Genomic DNA, 18,451 nt, shown 5'->3' on the forward strand with positions numbered 1-18,451 from the left:
CTGGATCACCGAAAATGACTTTTACCCTCGATAACAGCCGGATGTCCGAACGGGCGTTGGAAATCGCCGACCGCGTAGAGGCTTTCGTTCGCGAAAAGATCGTTCCTTATGAAAAGGACGGCCGCCGCAACAGCCACGGCCCGACGGAAGCGCTTGGCGACGAGATGAAGGAGGCGGCCCGACAGGCGGGGGTGATGACGCCCCATATCCTCGAGGACGGCACGCATCTGACCCACCTTGAAACAGCGTGTGTGTTGATCCGGTCGGGCCTGTCGCCGCTCGGTCCGGTCGCTTGCAACGTGGGCGCGCCCGACGAGGGCAACATGTATCTGCTGGGCAAGGTCGGATCGGCCGAGATGAAAGAGCGGTTTCTAGCGCCGATGGTCGAAGGCAAGATGCGATCCGCCTTTTTCATGACGGAGCCCGCGGCCGAAGGGGGTGCCGGGTCTGACCCGATGATGATGCAGACGACCTGCAAGATGGACGGAAACCACTGGGTTATCAACGGGCGCAAGACGCTGATCACCGGCGCCGATGGGGCGGGGCTTGGCATTGTCATGGCAAAATCTGAGGATGGGGCCTGCATGTTCCTTGTTGATCTGCCTGATCCCGCGATCCGGATTGAACGGGTGCTGGACACCATCGACGATTCCATGATCGGCGGACATTCGGTCATCAACATCGACAATCTGCGGGTCCCTGCGAGCCAGATGCTGGGCGAAAGCGGTGAAGGTTTCCGCTATGCTCAGGTGCGTCTGTCGCCTGCGCGTCTGACCCATTGCATGCGCTGGCTCGGTGCGGCGATCCGCGCCAATGAGATCGCGAGCGACTATGCCAACCGGCGTATGGCTTTTGGCAAACCGCTGGTGGACCACGAGGGCGTCGGCTTTATGCTGGCGGAGAATATGATCGATCTAAAGCAGGCCGAGCAGATGGTTTACTGGTGCGCGGACGTGCTGGATACCGGCGAGTTGGGTACGGTCGAAAGCTCCATGACAAAGGTGGCTGTCTCCGAAGCGCTGATGCGGGTCGCGGACCGCTGCGTTCAGGTGATGGGCGGGCAGGGCGTGACCGGCGATACGATCGTCGAACAGGTGTTCCGCGAAGTGCGCGCGTTCCGGATCTATGACGGCCCGACCGAAGTGCACAAATGGTCGCTGGCCAAAAAGGTTAAACGGGATTGGAAAAAGGCGCAGGGCGAATGAGCCCTGTCCGTCTCAGTCTGAATTCAACCATTATGAAAGCGGAGATACTCTGATGGCTCTTCATACGCGGGTCACCGAAATGCTGGGGATTGAAGCCCCGATTGTACAGGGTGGCATGATGTGGGTCGGCACCGCCGAGATGGCTGCCGCGGTTTCGAATGCCGGGGGGCTTGGTATCCTGACCGCCCTGACCCAGCCAACGCCTGACGCCCTGGCCGCAGAGATCGAGCGCTGCAAGACTATGACGGACAAACCGTTTGGCGTGAACCTGACCGTGCTGCCATCGGTGAACCCGCCGCCCTATCGTGACTATCGCCGTGTAATCATCGAAGCGGGGGTCAAGATCGTAGAAACCGCAGGCGGCCGGCCACAGGAGCATGTGGAGGATTTCAAGGCCCATGGCATTACGATCCTGCACAAATGCACCTCAGTCCGTCACGCGCTTTCGGCGGTCAAGATGGGGGTCGATATCATCTCTATCGACGGGTTCGAATGTGCGGGCCATCCGGGCGAAGATGACGTGCCCGGTCTGGTTTTGATCCCTGCTGCTGCTGACCAGATTGATGTGCCTTTGCTGGCGTCAGGCGGGTTCGGCGATGGCCGCGGGCTTGCCGCTGCTTTGGCCCTGGGGGCCGACGGGATCAATATGGGAACGCGATTCTGCGCAACGAAAGAATCGCCGATCCATGAGAAGGTTAAACAGTTTTTGGTGGCGAACGGGGAACGGGACACCAACCTGATTTTCCGGGGGTTCAAGAACACGGGCCGCGTTGCCAAAAACTCGGTCTCCGACATGGTGGTCGAGATCGGGTCGAAACCGGGTGCCGCATTTGGCGATGTCCAACCCTATGTTTCCGGCGTCAAAGGCCGCGAAGCCTTGATGTCTGGCGATCTCGACCGGGGGTTGATCTGGGCGGGGCAGGTGCAAGGGCTGATCAACGACATCCCCACCTGCGAGGCATTGATCGCGCGGATCGTGGCGGACGCAGAATCCATCATCTCTACACGGCTTGCACGACTGGTTGCGTAAGGGCCGCCTTTGATGCCCGACGGTTTGGGAAAGGGAAGAGTACATTGGCTGAATTGGTACTTCGCGAGGACAAGGACGGTTGGACGGTTCTGACGTTGAACAGGCCGGAGAAGTTGAACTCTCTGACCGTCTCGCTGTTCAAGGAGCTGCGCCAGCATATTATTGATCTGCGCGATGACGACGCGGTCCGTTGCGTTGTCTTGCGCGGCGCGGGCAAGTGTTTTTCGGCGGGCCATGACCTTGGCGATATTGCCGAAGGGGAGGATGTGCCCTCTGCGGGGTGGCATTCCGAAACCTTGCGGCTGATGGAAAAACTACCAAAGCCGGTGATCGCCGCGGTGCATGGGCATTGCTACACCGGCGCGCTCGAAGTGGCGCTGGCCGCTGATTTCATCGTCGCGGCGGATACCGCCCGTTTCGGTGACACCCACGCCAAATGGGCCCTGACCCCAGTCTGGGGGATGAGCCAGCGGCTGCCCCGGCGTGTGGGCATCGCAACAGCCAAGCGGCTGATGTTTACGGCGGACATGATCGACGCAGATGAAGCGGTGCGGATCGGGCTGGCCGAGTATGCGGTTCCGCTTGATCGGTTCGACGCCGAGATCGAACGTTTGGTGGCCCGCATCATCGCCAATTCCCCGTTTTCCCATGCCGCGAACAAGCAATTGCTTGAAGCGACAGACATGCGCCCGATGGATGCGGGATTGCAGTGGGAAGTGATGGAGACTGCCGGCATCGGCCCGGACATGGCGGAGCGGATCGCCGCCTTCACCAAAAAGTAAATCCGGCGCGTTTCGGACGAATTTCTTCAGGAGGATTGCAGGATGACGACCCAGACCAAAGAGGAACTGGACGCGTTCCGGGAAGAGGTGGCAGCCTATCTGGACACGGCCCCCACCGACGCGATCCGCGAAGCCGGGCGCAAAACCACCAGCGCCTTTGCACCGTTTGAACAAGGGGCAGCTTGGCAGGCCATTCTAAACGAAAAAGGCTGGGCCGCGCCCGATTGGCCCGAGAAATATGGTGGTACAGGCTGGTCCGCCGAGCAGCGCACCATTTTCGAGGAGGAATACCGCAAGCGGGATCTGCCGCCCTTGCTCCCGAACTCGCTCAAGATGGTGGGGCCGTTGTTGATCGACTTGGGCACCGAAGAGCAAAAGGCCAAATACCTGCTCCGGATCCTGTCGGGCGAGGATTACTGGACGCAAGGGTATTCGGAGCCGAACTCCGGTTCCGATCTGGCATCGCTGAAATGCAGCGCGGTCGCGGATGGGGATGATTACATCATCAACGGCAGCAAGATCTGGACAACCTTCGCCCATAAATCGAACCGGATGTTCATGTTGGTGCGCACCAGCAGCGAGGGCAAAAAACAGCAGGGCATCACCTTTCTGCTGCTGGACAGAACCGACTTTCCCGGAATGGACATTCGCCCGATCAAGGGGCTGGATGGTCATGCGGAATTTTGCGAGGTGTTTTTCGACAATGTCCGAGTGCCGCAATCCGGTCGGGTCGGGGCAGAAAACGAAGGCTGGAGCGTTGCGAAACATCTGCTGAAGCACGAACGCAACGGATCGGCCAACAGCCCCGTTCTGGTCCGCTATCTGAAACGGATCACCGAGGCAGCGCAGGATGAAACATCCCCCTTTGGCGGCAAGCTGTCTGACGACCCGGTGTTCCAGCGCGACCTGGGCGCATTGTACGCGGATGTCGCGACGCTGGCCCAGTTCGAGTGGCTGATTATGGGCGGGGACGAGATGATCAACGACCCGGCGCTGCCTTCGATTGCCAAAACCATGAACTCTGAATTGATCCAGCGTGTATCGGTGATGATGACGCGGGTGGCCGGATTGGAAGGTCTGTCCATGCAGCTTGACGCGCTGACCGTGGGGTCGGGTGTGGATCCGATGGGGACCGAGCTAGATCTGATCTCCATGCCGTTTTACCTCAACAGCCGCGCGACGACGATCTATGCGGGCACCAATGAGGTTCAGCGCGACTTGATCGCGCGCAGCCTGCCGATCGCTTGAAAGGGTACTCAGATGGATTTCTCTCAGACCGACGAACAGAAGATGCTGCAAGAGAGCGTGAAGCGCCTTTTGGAGCGGAGCTATGATTTCGAGACCCGTCAGAAAATGCTGCAATCCGGCCGCCCGTGGTCGCCCGAGATTTGGCAGGCACTGGCCGAGATGGGTATTCTTGGCCTGCCTTTCGCCGAAGAGGTTGGCGGGTTTGGTGGGTCGATGGCGGATGTCGTTGCTGTGGCTGAACCCTTTGGGGCGCATCTGCTGATCGAGCCTTATGTTTCTTCGATCCTGCTGGCGGGGTCTTGTCTGGCGCAATCCGATAGCCCTGCTGCGCAAGCGCAACTTTCCAAAATCATAACGGGTGAACAAACGGCAGCCTTCGCCCATGAAGAAGGCAAGGGGACCGCGGATCCGGCACTTGTTTCCTTGGCCGCAACCGAGGCAGCGGGCGGATTCACACTGAGCGGTGAAAAGCGGATGGTCCTTGGGGGTGCGCAGGCCGAAGCGCTTGTCGTATCGGCACGAACGCGCGGCACGGCACCTGACAAGGATGGCCTATCCCTGTTTATGGTCGATCCAAAACAGCAAGGGGTCAGCATTACATCTTTCGTTACCATTGATGGCCGCCACGCCGCGCATATCACTTTTGATGGGGTTCAAATCCCGTCCGAGCGCAGGATCGCCGAAGATGCCCATAGCGTGCTGCAAACAGTGATCTCTAGGGCAATCGTCGCGCTCTGCGCTGAAGCCGTGGGCGCTATGGGGGCCTTGCTGCGACTGACAAGCGAATATGCATCGACGCGCAAACAGTTCGGCACGCCTATCGTCACGTTTCAGACCATTTCGCACCGCTTGGCGGATATGAAGATCGCCTATGTAAAGGCTCGCTCCTGCCTGCTGTACACGACGGCGCTGATGGATGCCGGACAGGCAGGCGCGCCGGATATTTCGATCCTGAAAGGGCAGATCGGCACATTGGGACGGGACATCGGCGAAGCGGCTATTCAGACCCATGGCGGCATCGGTATGACGGACGAGGTCAGCATCGGTCACTTTCATAAGCGTATCCTGACAATCAATGCGCTGTTCGGAGATAGTGAGTATCACTTCCGTGCGGTCGGCAAATCTCTCGCCACTGTTGACGCGTAGAAATATGGTGCGGAGGTGTGGCTATCTCACCTCCGCGATATCAGCTACGCGCCATTAGGCCGCCCAAGATGACCGCGATCATCTGCTCCGTATAGGAGCGGCGTATGTCGTCATCAATTCTATCGACGCCGTGCATATAGTTCAGCACTTCTCGGGACGAAAATATCTGGTCACAAGCGCCAATGACGATGAAGTAGAAAAACTTGTAGTCGACAGATTGGAACTCTCCTGCCGCGACACCTTCGGAAATCATCCGCTTGTAAGCGTCGTGGATCGGTTCGATGTACGACTTTATCATGGTCCGTCTGACTTCTTCGGTTTCGTCGCGCATCGTCGCGGTCAGCAGGCGCTGCAAGTAAGGGTATTTGAAGTACATGTTGACGAGACCGGAAAGGTGGTACCGCATCTTCGCGGTCGGGCGCATGTCCATCTCGACCAAGGCTTCAAGCTGGGTGACTGCTTCCGCCAGATCTCGGTGAAGAAGGGCGCGCATCAAGCCGCTTTTGTTGCCGAAGTAATACTTCACCAAAGCAGAGTTCACCCCAGCCTTCGCCGCAATATCGATAATGGGCACCAGCAAGGTGTCCCGTTCACACATGAGCTCGCTTGCGGCGGTGAGCAAATCATCTCTTGTTGACGCACGTTCTTCGAGTGGTGCGGTGACTGCGGCTACCTTTGAATTCATTGCTCAACTAACTCCTGTAGGTAGAACCTTATTACTTAGTGCCGATCAGAATGTCACGGACGATTCGGTCGCACTTCAAGCCAAGAAGCCATTGAAGCTTGCCAGTCGCGCCTCCTTTGCGACGACGTCTGCTGGGGGATCGCATTAGAGTTTGTGATATTACTGTTCTTTATAGCGGTGGCGCATGGTTTCAAAAACCTCATTAACTACACAATTACCACTTTACAGGCGAAACTTAACTGCGTAGCTAATATGCCTATGTGATGTGTTTGGTCTGGGAGGTCGCTCATCACGATTGGTAACTAAGCGCGACGTTTTCGCATACCAAGAAGGCTGTGTCGCAGCGCGGTACCGTCCGCCGTGCGATGAGGATGTCGGTAACGTCGGGAGGAGACGAGATGATTGATCCAGAGGCAATGAGCTCGATTAGCGCGGTCGCACGAAGCGCTGCACAGCGCGCACCTGACAAGATCTGCAATCGGTTTGAAGGGCGCGATACGACGTTCAAGGATTTTGATCGTCACGTCGATCAGGTTGCACACGGCTTGCACAGGGCTGACGCCAAAGTCGTCGCTTACCTTGGGAAAAACTGCGACCACGTCTTCGAGATTTTCATCGGCGCGACGCGCGTCGGTGGGATGTTCGCGCCCTTGAACTGGCGACTTGCACCTGCCGAGATCATCGAGATTTTACGTCAATACCCTCCACAGATGCTTTTCTTCGGGCCTGAGTTCTCGGAAGCGATCAAGGAAATCAACGCAGCACTTCCGGACATTCAGATCCTCGCTATGGAGGAGGGCGACGGACCTTGGGAAACATACGAGGCGTGGCGTGATGCTCAGTCGAGCGAGCCTGCCGCTGACTGCGCTTCAACGCATGATCCGGCTATGGTTTTGTTTACATCCGGCACCACCGGTGTGCCGAAAGCCGTACTCCTGAGCCACAGTAACTTGCTACAGCCGAAACTGGACTCCCTGGCTGTTAAACATATCTATGACCACTGGGACGACGAGGATATTGGGTTTGTTGCGATGCCCTTGGCGCATATCGGCGGCATTGGTTTTTGGACAATCGCCTTTGTGAACTGCTGTACCAGCGTCATCCTCCGAGAGTTTGACCCTGTTGCGGCCCTTGATGCAATCCACACAGAGCGCGTTTCAAAGCTGTTCGTAGTGCCTGCTGCCTTGCAGATCGTCATCCAGCACCCAGAAGCAAAGCGCGTCGATTTTTCTTGTGTCAAAACCGTGATGTACGGTGCTGCGCCCATGCCCCTGCCGCTATTGAAAGAGGCCATCGAAGTCGTTGGTTGCCAGTTTATCCAATGTTACGGCATGACGGAAACGACGGGCACGATTGCGATACTTCCGCCGGAGGACCACGTGCCCGAGGGATCCGAGCGGATGCGTAGCGCCGGGCGGCCCGCGATGGGGTGTGAAATCGCTATTTTCGACCCAGACGGGAAACCCGTCAAAGCTGGCGAGATCGGCGAAGTGGCCGTCCGAGCACCGGCAAATATGCTGGGATACTGGAAGAACCCGGAGGCGACGACCAAGACGCTGCGCGACGACGGTTGGCTGCTGTCGGGCGATGCGGGCTATCTTGACGAGGACGGCTACCTGTTCATCCACGACCGCATCAAGGACATGATCATTTCCGGCGGCGAAAATGTATACCCGGCCGAGGTGGAGAGCGCGCTATATGCGCATCCCTCCATCAGTGAGGCAGCTGTGATTGGCGTGCCTGACCCCAAGTGGGGCGAGGCCGTTCGGGCTGTTGTGACACTCAAGCCCAATGCAACCCTTGACGAGAAAGAAGTGCTGGCTTGGATGCGCGGTAAGCTCGCTGCATTCAAATGTCCCAAGGCGATTGACGTCATCGACGTGATGCCGCGCAATGCGTCCGGCAAGCTGCTTAAGCGCGACCTGCGCGCGCCCTATTGGGAGGGCCGCGAGCGGCAGGTGAATTGAACGCAGCACAAGACATCTTGCATCCTCAGACGACCCTCGAGAACGGATTGGCGCGGCTGGTGTCCACCCTCGATCCTTCGGCGCAGGGTATCAAGGGGCTGCGGCGGTTATCGGGCGGGGCCAGCCAGGAAACCTGGTCTTTCCAGATGGATGGTGGGCAGGGGCACCACTTGATCTTGCGCCGCGAACCTGCCGCGGCGCGGTCGGGCGGCACCGGCATCGGCATGGCGGCCGAAGCCCGAGTGATCAAACGCGTGGTTGCAGCAGGCGTACCCGCACCACAGATCGAACATGAGCTGACGCCAGATGACGGCATCGGTGCAGGCTTTGTCATGGTACGCATCGACGGGGAGGCGCTGCCCCATCGCATCCTGCGCGACGACAGCTATGCCCCGGCGCGGGCGAAGTTCGCCCGTCAGGCCGGTAAAGTTCTGGCGAGAATTCACCAGAGCGACCCGACTGGCCTGCCCATTCCCGTGCTGTCTCCGCGCGAGGTGTTGGATGATCTTGGCGATCGACACCGCGCATTCGGTGCCGCGCGCCCGGTCTTTTCGCTGGCGCTGCGCTGGCTGGCCGAAAATGCGCCAGAGCCGCGCGCGCCAAAGCTGGTGCATGGGGATTTCCGCATGGGCAATCTGATGTTTGGTCCTGAAGGGATACGCGGCGTTCTGGATTGGGAACTGGCGCATATCGGTGATCCGATGGCCGACATGGGTTGGCTTTGCATGGAAAGCTGGCGCTTTGGTAATGCCGATCCCGTTGGCGGTTTGGGCCGTCGCGAGGATTTGTTTGCAGGGTATGAAGCGGCAGGGGGTGATCCTGTCGATCCGGCTACGGTGCGGTGGTGGGAAATACTGTCGGCGTTGCGGTGGGGTGTCATCATCGAAGAGATGGCCGCGTGGGTGCGCGAAGGTACTGACACCAGCGTGGAACGTCATGTGATCGCGCGGCGCGCCTCGGAAACAGAAGCGATATTGTTGCTTCATCTGCTGGAAGGGGCCGCATGATGCAGGACCAGCCAAGCCCCGACGCGATTTTGGCGGCCGTTGCTGCATGGCTGCGTGACACCGCTGCGGAAGCACTGCCTGCGCATGCCCGGTTCGAGGCCAAGGTCGCGGCAGGCGCGGTTGAACTGGTCCGGCGCCAGATCGGGGCGGAACCGTCCGAAGGCGAGGAGGCCCGGATGCTGTCGGCGCTGGTGGGTGACACGGGCGGGCTGGACGCGTTGACCGCGCGTCTTTGCGCACAGATCGAAAATGGCGAAACGGATCTATCGACGCCGGGGCTGTCGGACCTGTTGATCGCAACCACGCTGAACAAGATCGACATCGATCAACCGGAGTTTTCCGCGGCAGCCCGCTTGCGGGCATTGGCGCAGCGCAGGCGAGGGCTGCCGTAGCAGACCAACAAAAGCCACCGCCAACCGACACAAGGAACACCCGCAGATGAACTTTGATCTACCTTCTGAAATTACCGATCTTGTGACCCGCCTTGATACGTTTATCGAAGCAGAAATCATGCCGCTGCAGGCCGAGGACGATAACGAACGGTTTTTCGACCATCGCCGGGAATACGCGCGCACCGATTTTGACAACGGCGGGTTGCCACGGCCCGAGTGGGAAGCCTTGATGGCCGAAGCCGTCCACCGCGCCGACAAGGCCGGGCTGTATCGCTTTTCCCTGCCTGCTGAATTCGGCGGGCAGGACGGCGGCAATCTGGCCATGGCCGTCGTGCGCGAGCATATGGCCGCCAAGGGGCTGGGGCTGTTCAACGACCTGCAGTCAGAGCATTCGGTAATTGGCAATTTCCCGGTCATCGTCATGCTGCGCGATTTCGGGACAGAGGCGCAAAAGCAGACATTTATCTCGGGCGCGCTGAGTGGCGACATCCGCATGGCCTTCGGGTTGACCGAGGAAGCGCATGGGTCGGATGCCACACATATGGAAACCCGTGCTGTGCGCGAGACCCGCGATGGCAAATCCGGCTGGCGCATTGACGGTGAAAAAATGTGGACCACAGGGATGCACACCGCGACCCATTGCGTCACCTTCGCGCGCACCTCTGGCGAGGATGGCGCGGCGGATGGGATCACTGCTTTCTTGGTTCCTGCCCAGACACCGGGGCTGAAGATCGAGGAATATCTCTGGACCTTCAACATGCCCACCGATCATCCGCGGATCAGTTTCAACGACGTCTGGGTGCCGGATGATCTGATGTTCGGACCAGAGGGCGGCGGCTTGGCGCTGGCGCAGGCGTTTGTGCATGAAAACCGCATCCGGCAGGCGGCGAGTTCGCTGGGGGCTGCGGTATATTGTATCGAGGAATCCGTGCGCTATGCCCGCGCCCGCAAACCATTCGGCAAAGAACTGGCGACAAATCAAGCGATCCAATTCCCCTTGGTCGAACTAGCCACGCAGGCAGAAATGCTGCGCCAGCTCATCCGCAAGACAGCCTGGGAGATGGACCGCATGCCACACCCCGAGGTCGCCAAGAAACTGTCTGCCAAGGTGAGCATGTGCAATTATCAGGCCAACCGGCTGTGTTGCGAGGCCGCAGACCGCGCCATGCAAATTCATGGCGGCATCGGATATTCCCGGCACAAACCGTTCGAACATATCTACCGTCATCACCGCCGTTACCGCATCACTGAAGGCGCAGAAGAGATCCAGATGCGAAAAGTCGGCGCATGGCTGTTCGGCTACCTTGGCCCCCGACGCGGCAACATTCCCGATCCGACGCCGCGTAGCGTTGCGGCACCGCTAAAGGGAGAGAACTGATGGCTGTTGTACGCACTGATCTGACGGACGGGGTCATGACGCTCACCCTTGATCGGCCGGAAAAGTTGAACGCCTTCACGATTGAGATGATGCAAGAGCTTATCGACGCCTTTGATGTGGCCGATGCAGATGACGCTGTGCGCGCTGTTGTGGTGACCGGGGCGGGCCGGGCATTTTGCGCCGGTGCGGATATTTCCGGCGGGACCAAGGGCTTTGTGGATGTGGAAAAGCGCAAGGTAGGCGACGGCATCGTGCGCGATGGCGGCGGTCTGTTGACCTTGCGCATTTTTGACAGCCTCAAACCTGTGATCGCCGCCGTCAACGGCGCGGCTGTCGGCGTTGGTGCCACGATGCAGTTGCCGATGGATATGCGGCTTGCCTCCGAGGATGCCAAATTCGGTTTCGTATTTAGCCGCCGTGGCATTGTGCCAGAGGCCTGTTCATCGTGGTTTCTGCCGCGCGTTGTCGGCATCTCCAAGGCGATGGAATGGAGCACGACGGGTCGCATCTTTGATGCGCAGGAAGCACTTTCCGCCGGATTGGTCCGCTCGGTCCACAAACCCGCCGATCTGCTTGGGGCCGCGCAGGAACTGGCCGAGGAAATAGGCGCGAACAACGCCCCGGTTTCTGTCGCGCTGACACGTCAGATGATGTGGCGGATGTTGGGTGCCGATCACCCAATGCAGGCGCATCGCGTCGACAGCCTTGCGATTGAACTGCGAAGCGCCTCCGCCGATGCCGCAGAGGGTGTGCGCAGTTTCACGGAAAAGCGTCCGGCGGTTTTTCCCGACAAGGTCAGTACAGATTTGCCCGACATCTTTCCCGATTGGACGGCACCGAAATGGCAATAGCCAACCCGATCCCCGAAATTAAAGGAGCCCCGCCGATGACAACTTCTACCCTTGATGACCGTCTCGCAGTCACCCGCGAGGGGCGTGTCAGCACGGTGCGCCTGAATGACCCCAAGACGTTGAATTCCATGGATACGCAGATGGCCCTGTCCCTGCGCGAAGTGCTGCGTGCCGAAGCCAAGGTTTCCAGGTGCATCATTCTGGCGGGCGGAGAGCGCGGATTTTGCTCTGGGGCCAACCTGTCCGGCGATCTTGCCCCCGGTGACGGGGAACTGGATGCAGGTCAAACACTAGAGGACGCCTTCAACCCCTTGGTTGAAACGATCCGGACCTTGCCAGTGCCTTTCATCACAGCGGTGCGCGGTGCGGCGGCGGGGGTAGGTGCGTCTCTGGCGATGTCGGGTGACATCATCACCTGCGGTCGATCGGCCTATTTTCTTGAGGCCTTTGCGCGGATCGGGCTGGTTCCCGATGGCGGCGCAGCGTGGTTTTTGACGCGCTCGGTCGGACGGGTGCGGGCAATGGAGTTGATGATGCTTGCAGAAAAACTACCGGCGGAAAAAGCGTTTGAGTGGGGCCTGATCACCAGGTTGTTCGAGGATGACGCCGTCGAGGCGGAAGCGATGAAGATTGCGCAGAAACTGGCGGACGGGCCAACCCGTGCACTGGCGCTGACCCGGCAATCTGCATGGGCAGCGGCGGATTCCAGTTTCACCGAAACCCTGCAATTGGAACGTGTTCTACAACGCGACGCGGGCAATCACCCCGATTTTGCCGAAGGTGTCGCGGCATTCATGGAAAAGCGTGCCGCGCGTTTCGGCGGCTAAGCAGGCGTTCTGCGCCCTACGTAAAGGAAGGTAATAAAATGACCGAGGCTTATATCTGTTCTGCATTGCGCACCCCTGGTGGCCGTCGTGGCGGCAAGGTGTCCGGGTGGCACCCCGTCGATCTGGCCGCGCGCGTTTTGGACGCCACGGTGCAGAATACCGGCATCGATCCCGCTGCCATTGAGGATGTTATCATGGGCTGCGTCGGCCAAAGCGGCGAACAAGGTTTGCACATCGGTCGCAACGCCGTGCTGGCCTCGTCCCTGCCCGAAAGCGTGCCGGCGGTGTCGATTGACCGTCAATGCGGCTCTTCTCAGCAGTCGATCCAGTTTGCGGCGCAGGCCGTCATGTCCGGCACTCAGGACCTGGTGATTGCTGCGGGCGTTGAATCCATGTCGCGGGTACCGATGGGGACTACAGGCGTCTTTACGCGAAACTTCGAGCCCGGCTCGGCCAAGTCGCCGGGTCTTGACGCCAAATATCCCGGCGTGGCCTTTAGTCAGTTTTCCGGCGCCGAAGCGATTGCACGCAAGCATAACTTCAGCCGCGAGGATCTTGATGCCTTTGCTTTGCTGAGCCATCAGCGCGCGGCGAAGGCCACAGAAGCGGGTGCGTTCGATCAGGAGATCGTGCCGCTTGAGCTCGAGAATGGTGAAATTCACCGGACGGATGAAGGCATCCGTGCCGACGCCTCGATGGAGGCGCTGGCCGGCGTGAAGACGCTGAAAGAGGGCGGCGTGATCACCGCCGGCAACGCCAGCCAGATTTGCGACGGTGCCTCGGCGGTTTTGATTGCCAGTGCCGCGGCGGTCAAGGCCCACGGGCTGACCCCCCTCGCACGGATCAGGTCGATGACTGTAACGGGTGGCGATCCGGTGATCATGCTCGAAGAGCCGCTTTTCGCCACCGATCGCGCCTTGGCCCGCGCAGGCATGACGATCGACGAGATTGATCTTTACGAGGTCAACGAAGCCTTTGCCTCGATCCCTCTTGCTTGGCTCAAGCACACAGGTGCCGACCCTGATCGTTTGAACGTCAATGGCGGTGCCATTTCGCTGGGTCACCCATTGGGCGCTTCGGGCGCCAAGCTGATGGCGACATTGGTGCATGGATTGCGCGCCCGCGGAAAACGCTACGGGTTGCAGACCATGTGCGAGGGCGGCGGGCTGGCGAATGTCACCATCGTCGAAGCGCTTTAACCTAAATTCTGGCTGCGGTTCGTGGAGTATCTCAGCCGAATGACCGCTCCGCTGCGTGGCTTCGGAGCACAGACAGTCACCAATAAAGTCGGGGTAAACCCGACGATTTACTGACAATCAAAGGGAGAAGTTAAATGAAGTTTTCTAAATTGTTCAAAAGCAGCGCGTCTGCTTTGGTTCTTGCAGCAGCATCAGTGGGCACATTCTCGACATCGGCCGAGGCGCGCGATTTACGCTATGCGATCGGCTGGCCCCCAGGCGCGCTGCCGACAGAGGCGATCGAGACCTATGCCAGTGCCGTAGAAGAGGCATCTGGCGGGGACGTCACGGTAAAGGTTTTCCCACTATCTTTGCTTAACTTTCTGGAGTCGACATCGGGTGTACGTGACGGGATTGCCGACATAACAACTGTTTTGACACCGTATTTCCTATCCGAATTCCCCAATACAAACTTCGTGACCGAGCTGGCTAGCTTTAGTGAAGTGGTGGAAGGCGACCCTGATCGGATGGCCTTTGCTTTCACCGGCGCGATCATGGAGTACGTCATGTTCAACTGTGGCGACTGCTTGAGCGAGTTTGCGGCCCAGAACCACGTTTACACAGCGGGTGCGGGGACACCCCCCTACATGCTGCAGTGCACAAAACCGGTCGTTTCGGCCGAGGATCTGAAGGGTGCTCGTATCCGCACGCCTGGTGCCTTCTGGAGCCGCTGGATCGAGGCGATGGGGGCCACGCCCGTCTCCATTTCGATCAACGAGACTTTCGAGGCGCTGAACCAGGGCGTCATTGACTGTACTGCATCATCAGCGTCGGAGCTGACGAACTTCAGCTTTATCGATGTGGCGACAGACATCACGACAAACCTGCCGGGGTCTTCCTTTGTATCAGGTCTTACAAATGTGAACGCCGATACATGGGCTGGCCTTGATGACGCAGGCAGAACCGCGATGTTGAAAGGGTCTGCCGTCGTGGCGGCGGAAATGAACTGGGCCTATTATGGTGAGGCACGAGACAACATTGCCAAGGCCAAGGAACAGGGGATCACTTTCCACGAGGCAGAAGCAAGTTTGCGCGCGCAAAGCGTTGAGTGGATCAACGAAGACATCTCGAACGTCGTTGACATCTACGCCGAGCGTGGCGTTACGGGCGGTGAAGAAAGTGTCTCGAAGGTGCGTGAGCTCATGACCAAATGGGTTGGTTTGGTGAAAGACGTGCAGGATGCTGATGCGCTGTCCGATCTTTACTGGACCGAAGTTCTGTCGAAGGTCGATGTATCGACCTACGGGCAGTAAGCGATCTGCTGCACCGACGGTACGTCGTTTTCCGACGGTGCAGCAATCTTCATCCCACAGACAAGTGAGGCTCGAATGAAGCTTTTTCAACGCGTGCTTGAACCGTTGGTCTCGGTAATGGGACTGGTCGGCATCATCTGCGTAACGCTCATGATGTTGCACATTACGACCGATGTAATTTTGCGGTTTGTTTTTAATTCGCCGATCAGAGGTACGATCACCATCGTTTCCCATTATTACATGGTGATACTTGGCTTTTGTTCGCTGGCGGTGGCTGAATCGCGCGATGCCCATGTTTCTGTCGAAGTCTTCACCGAGCTGATGCCGCGCAATGTTCAGAGCGGGCTGGCTGCGATGGCCGCGTTTCTGGCTGCGATTGTTTTCGGGTTCGTCACGGTTCGTACCTGGATAGAAGCCATTCACAAAATGGAAATCAGCGCGGCAATCCAGCAAGGGTCGCTGACCATCCCTGTGTGGCCCAGCTATTTTGCGCTGCCTTTGGGCTGCGGATTGATGGCTGTAACCGCGCTATGGCGTGCGCAGGCGATTGCCAGAGGCGCACAATCTACTTTTGGCCCTGACATGAATGGCGAATTGCCAGCGGAGGAGCTTGCAAATGGATGATATCGGTATTGGTCTCAGTGGCTTGGGGCTTTTGTTTGTCCTGATTGCCTTGCGCGTTCCTATCGGCGTTGCTTTGATCGGGGTAAGCTTTGGCGGGCTTTATGTTCTTTTGGGTTGGAGGGTTGCCTGGGGCGCGCTTGCGGTCATGCCCTATCAGTTTTCCGCAAACTGGGTGCTTAGCTCGGTCCCCATGTTCTTGCTCCTTGGGTTTATTTGTTATCATGCTGAGCTGACCCAAGGGATGTTCAGGGCCGCAAGGGTATGGACGTCAGCGCTCCCGGGCGGGCTTGCCATTGCGGCGGTCTTTGGTTCTGCAGGCTTTGCGGCAGTATGCGGGTCGTCCGTGGCATGTGCCGCGGCAATGGGGCGTATTGCCGTCCCCGAGATGATGCGCGCGCGCTACAATGCCGAACTTGCGACAGGCACAGTTGCCGTCGCGGGCACCATCGGAGCCTTGATCCCGCCCTCGATCATCTTGATTTTGTATGGTGTCATCGCACAGGTATCAGTGCCGCAGTTGTTTCTGGGCGGCATCACTGCGGGGGTGATTTCGGCGATCGGTTACTGCGTGGTCATTCTGGTTCGGGTCAAAATTAATCCGGCTATGGCACCCGTAGGGGTTCGCGCCTCATGGGCAGAGCGTCTTTCGGCGCTCAAGGATACCTGGCCGATTGTCGTGGTCATGATCGGGATTTTTGGCGGGCTTTTCTCTGGTGCTTTCACCCCGACAGAGGCTGGCGCGATTGGCGCGTTCCTTTCATGTTTGGTGGGGCTGGCACGCAGGACACTGAATTGGCGTCGCTTCCGGCTTGCCGTTGAGGAAACGATGATTACGACTGCTGCCTTGATCGTCATCGGCGTTGGCGCGACATTGCTAACAAGATTTCTGACCCTGTCGGGTGCCGGAGATTACCTGTCAGACTCCATCATCGGATTATCCGCCAATCCGGCCATGATCCTCTTTGGGATCATACTGGTCTATCTCATTCTTGGTATGTTTCTTGAGCCGATTGGCGCGATGCTGCTGACGATGCCGATTGTTCTGCCGATCGTGCAGGACGCCGATTGGTCACTGCTTTGGTTCGGGATCGTGCTCACAAAACTGTTGGAAATCGGGATGGTGACGCCGCCCATCGGGATGAATATCTTTGTCATCAAGGGTGTCGTCGGGAACATCGCCACAACAACCCAAATTTTCCGTGGCGTGATGTGGTTTATCCTTATGGACCTAGTGGTGCTGGCGGTGCTGGCGATCTGGCCTGAAATCACACTGTTCTTGCCCGAAATCATGAAGTGAGACGCACCGAATTCCCTCGCAAAACTTATAGCGTCGCCTCACTTTGTGGACGAGGCGGCGCTATAACTAGCAGACTATTCGCGCAGTTAACTTAATTAACTACTTGACTAATTAATGCTGTGGTGAGATGCCTGCAGTGAATGAATTTAACTGTCGGTTTAGGCGGCGGTGAACTGGGCACGAAGCAAACGGCAGGCGGCGAGCCAGCTGAACTTTAGAGAAGGAAACCCTCAATGGCTGAAGCATATATCATTGACGCTTGCCGCACCCCTCGCGGTGTTGGGAAGGTCGGGAAGGGCGCGCTCGCGCACCTGCATCCTCAACACTTGGGGGCCACTGTCCTAGCCGCGCTGCGCGATCGCAACGATCTGAACACGGCTGATGTGGATGACATCATTTGGGGTACGAGCACGCAAAAAGACAAGCAGGGCGGCGACCTTGGTCGCATGGCGGCGCTGGATGCGGGCTATGACGTCAAAGCGTCAGGCGTCACGCTTGACCGTTTCTGCGGCTCCGGGATCACCACGGTTTCGCTGGCTGCAGCCCAGATCATGTCAGGGATGGAGGATGTCGTCATCGCGGGCGGCACCGAAATGATGAGCTATACCGCGCAGATCGCTGACCCGAAGAAACCCTTTATGATGGACGCGGGCAATCTGAGCCTGCGCGCAAAGCACCCGCAGACCCAGCAGGGCTGCAGTGCAGACGCCATCGCGACGATTGAAGGCATTGATCGCGCTGCAGCAGATCAGCTGGCCGTGACGAGCCAAGAACGCGCCGCCAAAGCCATCGCCGAAGGGCGTTTCGACGGTTCTATCGTACCAGTGCGCGACCCCGAGACCGGCGAACTGGTGTTGGACAAGGAAGAATTCCCGCGCCCGGGCACCACGCTTGACTCTCTTTCGACCCTCAACACGGTTTTCGACAAGTTCATGGAGTTCCCGATTGACGACAAGGGGACGACCTACGGCGACATGATCTATGCGCGCTATCCTGAGCTGAAGGGGAAAATGCAGCACATTCACCATGCGGGGAATTCCTCTGGCGTTGTGGATGGCGCGGCGGCGCTTTTGCTGGCGTCCGAAGGCTATGTAAAAAAGACAGGCATGAAGCCACGCGCGCGCATCGTAGCGACGGCGAACATTGGCGACGATCCGACGTTGATGTTGAACGCTCCTGTTCCGGCAGCACGCAAGGTTCTGGAGAAAGCGGGTCTGACCACTGACGATATCGACGTTTATGAAATCAACGAAGCCTTTGCCGTGGTTGCGGAAAAGTTCATTCGGGATCTCAAGCTCGACCGTTCCAAGGTGAACATCAACGGCGGCGCGATGGCGCTCGGTCATCCTATCGGTGCGACCGGTTCCATTCTGATCGGTACTGCCTTGGATGAACTAGAGCGTTCTGGTGGTCGGTATGGCCTGATCACGATGTGTGCGGCCGGTGGCATGGCCCCCGCAATCATCATCGAGCGGGTGTAAGCCTTTATCCGTGCAGAGGGCTGGTCATGATCGCCCTCTG

The 18,451-nt window shown here is 58.5% G+C and carries 17 protein-coding genes; 16 read left to right on the forward strand and 1 reads right to left on the reverse strand.

Annotated elements, in window-relative coordinates:
* Nucleotides 1-14: 14 nt before the first annotated feature.
* From EE36_RS00230 to EE36_RS00250, 5 genes are read left to right on the forward strand one after another with little or no spacing between them, the layout of a single operon-like run.
* A complete protein-coding gene (locus EE36_RS00230) occupies nt 15-1,205 on the forward strand; it encodes an acyl-CoA dehydrogenase family protein (protein WP_198005474.1) in 1,191 nt (396 codons plus the stop codon).
* A 52-nt stretch (nt 1,206-1,257) separates the two neighbouring features.
* On the forward strand, nt 1,258-2,235 hold the full coding sequence (locus EE36_RS00235) for a nitronate monooxygenase family protein (protein ID WP_005848296.1): 978 nt from the start codon (nt 1,258-1,260) through the stop codon (nt 2,233-2,235).
* Nucleotides 2,236-2,279: 44 nt separating this feature from the next.
* Nucleotides 2,280-3,017, forward strand: coding sequence for an enoyl-CoA hydratase/isomerase family protein (locus EE36_RS00240; RefSeq protein WP_005848297.1), 738 nt, complete (start codon nt 2,280-2,282; stop codon nt 3,015-3,017).
* 42 nt (nt 3,018-3,059) lie between these two features.
* Nucleotides 3,060-4,265: an acyl-CoA dehydrogenase family protein gene (locus tag EE36_RS00245; protein ID WP_005848299.1), complete on the forward strand. Its 1,206-nt coding sequence runs from the start codon at nt 3,060-3,062 to the stop codon at nt 4,263-4,265.
* Nucleotides 4,266-4,277: 12 nt separating this feature from the next.
* Nucleotides 4,278-5,411: an acyl-CoA dehydrogenase family protein gene (locus EE36_RS00250; RefSeq protein ID WP_005848301.1), complete on the forward strand. Its 1,134-nt coding sequence runs from the start codon at nt 4,278-4,280 to the stop codon at nt 5,409-5,411.
* A 40-nt stretch (nt 5,412-5,451) separates the two neighbouring features.
* Here the strand turns inward: EE36_RS00250 and EE36_RS00255 are convergent, their stop codons facing one another.
* Nucleotides 5,452-6,096 (reverse strand): TetR family transcriptional regulator, encoded by a 645-nt coding sequence (locus EE36_RS00255; RefSeq protein ID WP_005848303.1) that lies wholly within the window; start codon nt 6,094-6,096, stop codon nt 5,452-5,454.
* Nucleotides 6,097-6,494: 398 nt separating this feature from the next.
* Here EE36_RS00255 and EE36_RS00260 point away from each other — a divergent pair, with 398 nt between their 5' ends.
* The 11 genes from EE36_RS00260 (at nt 6,495) to EE36_RS00310 (ending at nt 18,411) form a co-directional block, all read left to right on the forward strand.
* Nucleotides 6,495-8,063 (forward strand): long-chain-fatty-acid--CoA ligase, encoded by a 1,569-nt coding sequence (locus tag EE36_RS00260; RefSeq protein WP_005848305.1) that lies wholly within the window; start codon nt 6,495-6,497, stop codon nt 8,061-8,063.
* The gene (locus EE36_RS00265) at nt 8,060-9,070 is read left to right on the forward strand and encodes a phosphotransferase family protein (RefSeq protein WP_198005475.1); all 1,011 of its coding nucleotides are present in this window, start codon (nt 8,060-8,062) and stop codon (nt 9,068-9,070) included. The genes EE36_RS00260 and EE36_RS00265 overlap by 4 nt, the downstream gene beginning before the upstream one ends.
* Nucleotides 9,070-9,462 (forward strand): DUF6285 domain-containing protein, encoded by a 393-nt coding sequence (locus EE36_RS00270; protein ID WP_005848309.1) that lies wholly within the window; start codon nt 9,070-9,072, stop codon nt 9,460-9,462. The genes EE36_RS00265 and EE36_RS00270 overlap by 1 nt, the downstream gene beginning before the upstream one ends.
* 46 nt (nt 9,463-9,508) lie before the next feature.
* Nucleotides 9,509-10,840: an acyl-CoA dehydrogenase family protein gene (locus EE36_RS00275; RefSeq protein WP_005848311.1), complete on the forward strand. Its 1,332-nt coding sequence runs from the start codon at nt 9,509-9,511 to the stop codon at nt 10,838-10,840.
* On the forward strand, nt 10,840-11,691 hold the full coding sequence (locus tag EE36_RS00280; RefSeq protein ID WP_005848313.1) for a crotonase/enoyl-CoA hydratase family protein: 852 nt from the start codon (nt 10,840-10,842) through the stop codon (nt 11,689-11,691). Before EE36_RS00275 ends, EE36_RS00280 begins: the two co-directional genes overlap by 1 nt.
* 35 nt (nt 11,692-11,726) lie before the next feature.
* Entirely contained in the window at nt 11,727-12,518 is a 792-nt protein-coding gene (locus EE36_RS00285; protein WP_005848315.1) for an enoyl-CoA hydratase-related protein, read from the forward strand.
* A 38-nt stretch (nt 12,519-12,556) separates the two neighbouring features.
* A complete protein-coding gene (locus tag EE36_RS00290; RefSeq protein ID WP_005848317.1) occupies nt 12,557-13,717 on the forward strand; it encodes an acetyl-CoA C-acetyltransferase in 1,161 nt (386 codons plus the stop codon).
* 134 nt (nt 13,718-13,851) lie between these two features.
* Nucleotides 13,852-15,009, forward strand: a complete 1,158-nt coding sequence (locus tag EE36_RS00295) for a C4-dicarboxylate TRAP transporter substrate-binding protein (RefSeq protein ID WP_005848319.1) — start codon at nt 13,852-13,854, stop codon at nt 15,007-15,009.
* A 75-nt stretch (nt 15,010-15,084) separates the two neighbouring features.
* Nucleotides 15,085-15,633: a TRAP transporter small permease gene (locus EE36_RS00300; RefSeq protein WP_005848320.1), complete on the forward strand. Its 549-nt coding sequence runs from the start codon at nt 15,085-15,087 to the stop codon at nt 15,631-15,633.
* Entirely contained in the window at nt 15,626-16,930 is a 1,305-nt protein-coding gene (locus EE36_RS00305; RefSeq protein ID WP_005848322.1) for a TRAP transporter large permease, read from the forward strand. The genes EE36_RS00300 and EE36_RS00305 overlap by 8 nt, the downstream gene beginning before the upstream one ends.
* 233 nt (nt 16,931-17,163) lie before the next feature.
* Nucleotides 17,164-18,411: an acetyl-CoA C-acetyltransferase gene (locus EE36_RS00310; RefSeq protein ID WP_005848323.1), complete on the forward strand. Its 1,248-nt coding sequence runs from the start codon at nt 17,164-17,166 to the stop codon at nt 18,409-18,411.
* The last annotated feature ends 40 nt before the right edge of the window (nt 18,412-18,451 follow it).

Source organism: Sulfitobacter sp. EE-36 (assembly GCF_000152605.1).
GTDB lineage: Bacteria > Pseudomonadota > Alphaproteobacteria > Rhodobacterales > Rhodobacteraceae > Sulfitobacter > Sulfitobacter pontiacus.